Annotated in this window: 2 protein-coding genes and 1 pseudogene; 1 reads left to right on the forward strand and 2 read right to left on the reverse strand. The window is 70.5% G+C overall.

What is annotated here, in order from left to right; translation table 11 throughout:
• Positions 1–25 precede the first annotated feature (25 nt).
• Both pruA and ACOV8S_RS13655 read right to left on the reverse strand, forming a co-directional pair.
• Positions 26–1,657 carry an L-glutamate gamma-semialdehyde dehydrogenase gene (pruA, locus tag ACOV8S_RS13650; RefSeq protein ID WP_448318087.1) on the reverse strand — a complete coding sequence of 544 codons (1,632 nt, stop codon included), beginning with the start codon at positions 1,655–1,657 and terminating at the stop codon, positions 26–28.
• A 57-nt stretch (positions 1,658–1,714) separates the two neighbouring features.
• On the reverse strand, positions 1,715–2,641 hold the full coding sequence (locus tag ACOV8S_RS13655) for a proline dehydrogenase family protein (protein WP_448318088.1): 927 nt from the start codon (positions 2,639–2,641) through the stop codon (positions 1,715–1,717).
• A 149-nt stretch (positions 2,642–2,790) separates the two neighbouring features.
• Here ACOV8S_RS13655 and ACOV8S_RS13660 point away from each other — a divergent pair.
• Positions 2,791–3,524, forward strand: a pseudogene (locus tag ACOV8S_RS13660) (PucR family transcriptional regulator); the annotation flags it as partial.

The following is a 3,524-nucleotide window of genomic DNA, read 5'->3' on the forward strand; positions in this document are numbered from 1 at the left end:
GGGCGGAGCGGTCCGGTGGGGGCGGTCAGCCCATGTGCGGGTAGCCGTACTCGGTCGGCGCGACCAGGGTCTCCTTGATGGCCCGGGTCAGGGTCCAGCGCTGCAGGTTCTGCGGGGCGCCGGCCTTGTCGTTGGTGCCGGAGGCGCGGCCGCCGCCGAACGGCTGCTGACCGACCACGGCGCCGGTCGACTTGTCGTTGATGTAGAAGTTGCCCGCCGCGTAGCGGAGCTTGTCCATCGTGTACGCGGCCGCGGCGCGGTCGCCGGAGATGACCGAGCCGGTGAGGGCGTAGTCGGAGGCCGACTCCATCTGGGTCAGCATCTCCTCGTACTTGTCGTCCTCGTAGACGTGGACGGCGAGGATCGGACCGAAGTACTCGGTGGTGAACACCTCGTTCTCCGGGTCGGTGCACTCGATGACGGTCGGACGCACGAAGTACCCGACCGAGTCGTCGTAGGTGCCGCCGGCCACGATGGTGCAGGCGTCGTCGGCCTTGGCGCGGTCGATGGCCGCCTTGTTCTTGGCGAAGGCGCGCTCGTCGATCACGGCGCCGAGGAAGTTCGACAGGTCGGTGACGTCACCCATGGTGATGCCGTCGACCTCGGCCGCGAACTCCTCCTTGAACCCGTCGTTCCAGATGGAGGCCGGGATGTAGGCGCGCGAGCTGGCGGAGCACTTCTGGCCCTGGTACTCGAAGGAGCCGCGGGTCAGCGCGGTCTTCAGCACGGCGCGGTCGGCGCTCGGGTGGGCGACGACGAAGTCCTTGCCGCCGGTCTCGCCGACCAGGCGGGGGTAGGCGCGGTAGTTCTCGATGTTGGCGCCGACCGTCTTCCACAGGTGCTGGAAGGTCTTCGTCGAGCCGGTGAAGTGGATGCCGGCCAGGTCGCGGTGGTTCAGCGCGACCTCCGAGACCGCGATGCCGTCACCGGTGACCAGGTTGATGACGCCCTTGGGCAGACCGGCCTCCTCCAGCAGGCGCATGGTGAGGACGGCGGCGTGGGTCTGCGTCGGGGACGGCTTCCACACCACGACGTTGCCCATCAGCGCGGGCGCGGTCGGCAGGTTGGCGGCGATGGCCGTGAAGTTGAACGGCGTGATCGCGTAGACGAAGCCCTCGAGCGGGCGGTGGTCCAGCCGGTTCCAGACGCCCGGGGAGTTGGCCGGGGGCTGCTCGGCGAGGATCTGGCGCGCGTAGTGCACGTTGAAGCGCCAGAAGTCGACCAGCTCGCAGGGGGTGTCGATCTCGGCCTGCTGGGCGGTCTTGCCCTGGCCCAGCATGGTGGAGGCGGCCAGCGTCTCGCGCCACGGGCCGGACAGCAGCTCGGCGGCGCGCAGGATGATCGCGGCGCGGTCGTCGAAGGACATGGCGCGCCAGGCCGGGGCGGCGGCCAGGGCCGCGTCGATGGCGTCCTGGGCGTCCTGCTGGGTGGCGTGACGGCCGGTGCCGATGACCGCCTGGTGGTTGTGCGGCTGGACGACCTTGAACTCCTCGCCGCCGCCGAGGCGCTTGACGCCGCCGATGGTCATCGGGAGCTCGATCGGGTTGTCGGCCAGCTCCTTGAGCTTGGCCTCCAGCCGGGAGCGCTCGGCCGAGCCGGGGGCGTAGCCGTGCACCGGCTCGTTCACGGGCGTGGGGACCTGGGTCACAGCGTCCATGGGTTCCTTCTCCTTGTGAGAGCTCTGAGCGGTGGGTGCGGTCGGGCGGTGCGGGGCTCAGCCCTTGCTGACCATCGAACGCAGGAAGAACTTCAGGTTCGACGGCTTCTCCGCGAGACGGCGCATGAAGTAGCCGTACCAGTCGGTGCCGTACGCGGTGTAGACACGCATCCGGTGACCCTCGGCGGCGAGACGCAGCGATTCGTCGCCGCGGATGCCGAACAGCATCTGAAACTCGTACTCGTCCATTTTGCGCCCGGCGCGGCGCGCGAGCTCCTGTCCGATGGAGATCATCCGCGGATCGTGCGACCCGATCATGGGGTAGCCGTCGCCCTCCATGAGGATCTTCATGATCCGCACGTACGCCTTGTCGATCTCGGCCTTCGACTGGTACGCCACCTCGGCCGGCTCCTTGTAGGCGCCCTTGACGATGCGCACCCGGCTGCCGCTCGCCGCGAGGGCGCGGGCGTCCTCCTCGGTGCGGTACAGCATCGCCTGGATCACGCAGCCGGACTGCGGGAAGTCCTCGCGCAGCCAGGCGTGGGTGGCCAGCATCCTGTCGATGGTGGTGTGGTCCTCGGCGTCGAGGGTGACCGTGGTGCCGATCGCGGCGGCGGCCTCGACGACCGGGCGGACGTTGGCGCGGGAGAGCTCGACGCCGTTCTCCAGGTCCTGGCCGAACATCGACAGCTTGACGGACATCTCGACGCGGGGGCCGAGCTCCATCTCCTCGAGGCGGGCGATCAGCTCCAGGTAGGCGTCGCGGGCCGCCTCGGCCTGCTCGGGCGTGGTGATGTCCTCGCCCACCACGTCCATGGTGAGCTCCAGACCCTGCTCGGTGAGCTTGCGGACAATCGGCAGGACGTCGCCGACGGTCTCGCCGGGGATGAACCGGTCGACGACCTGCTTGGTGCCCGGGGCCGCGGTGACCAGACGACGCATCCTGTCGCTGCGCGAGGCGGCGAGAATCACGGGACCCAGCACGGGGACCTCCTGGAAATACGAAAGTGACGAGGGCGTGGACCGCCGATTCGAACGGTAGGGATCCAGGTTCCGTTTCACCTATCGACACCTGTCACGGATCGACGCCTTTCCTCTCAGACATCTGTATGAAGAGGGAGGACAATGGAGCCGTGAAACCGGACTACCAGGAACTGGTCGACGAGATCTCCGCCCTGCTGGGCGTGCCGGCGACCCTCGAGGGGCGCGACTTCGGTCTGATCGCCTTCGGGGTGCACGACGGCCTCGGCGACGAGGCGGCGCTGGACCCCGTGCGGACCAGGACGATCCTGGCGCGCAGTTCGTCGGCGCAGGTCAGGGCCTGGTTCGAGGGTTTCGGCATCGCGCGGGCGACGGGTCCGGTACGGATCCCGCCGGCACCCGAGGCGGGGGTGCTGCGGGGCCGGATCTGCCTGCCGGCCCGCTCCCGGGACGTCGTCCAGGGGTACGTCTGGCTGCTGGAGCCGGACCCGGGCCCCACCGATGCCCAGCTGGCGGCGGCCATGCGGGTCGCCGGGCGGATCGGCGCGCTGCTCGCCGAGGAGGCCTCCGCCGAGGACGCGGTGACCCGGGAGTTCCGCCGGGTCCTGGTGAGCGGCGGGGCGGGACGGGAGCGGGAGGCGGCGCTGGGTGTACTGCGGTCGGCGCTCGGGCCGGACGCGGGCGACCTGTACACCGTGCTGTGCGTGACGCCGTGGACCGAGGAGGAGCCGCCGTCGGCCCGCCGGGTGCCTGGCACCGCGGCGGCCGTCGCGGCCCCGCTGACCGGCGGCCCGCAGATGCTGGCGCTGCTGGTGCGGGTGCGCACCGGAGCGGAGGTGCCTGCCTCGGTGCTGAGTGCCGCGGCCCGGCTCGCGCCCGGCTCGGC

Source organism: Streptomyces sp. CO7, from assembly GCF_053474865.1.

Coding starts and splice junctions, on each gene's coding strand:
- pruA (WP_448318087.1), bottom strand. CDS start 1,657: ATGGACGCTGTGACCCAGGTCCCCACGCCCGTGAACGAGCCGGTGCAC.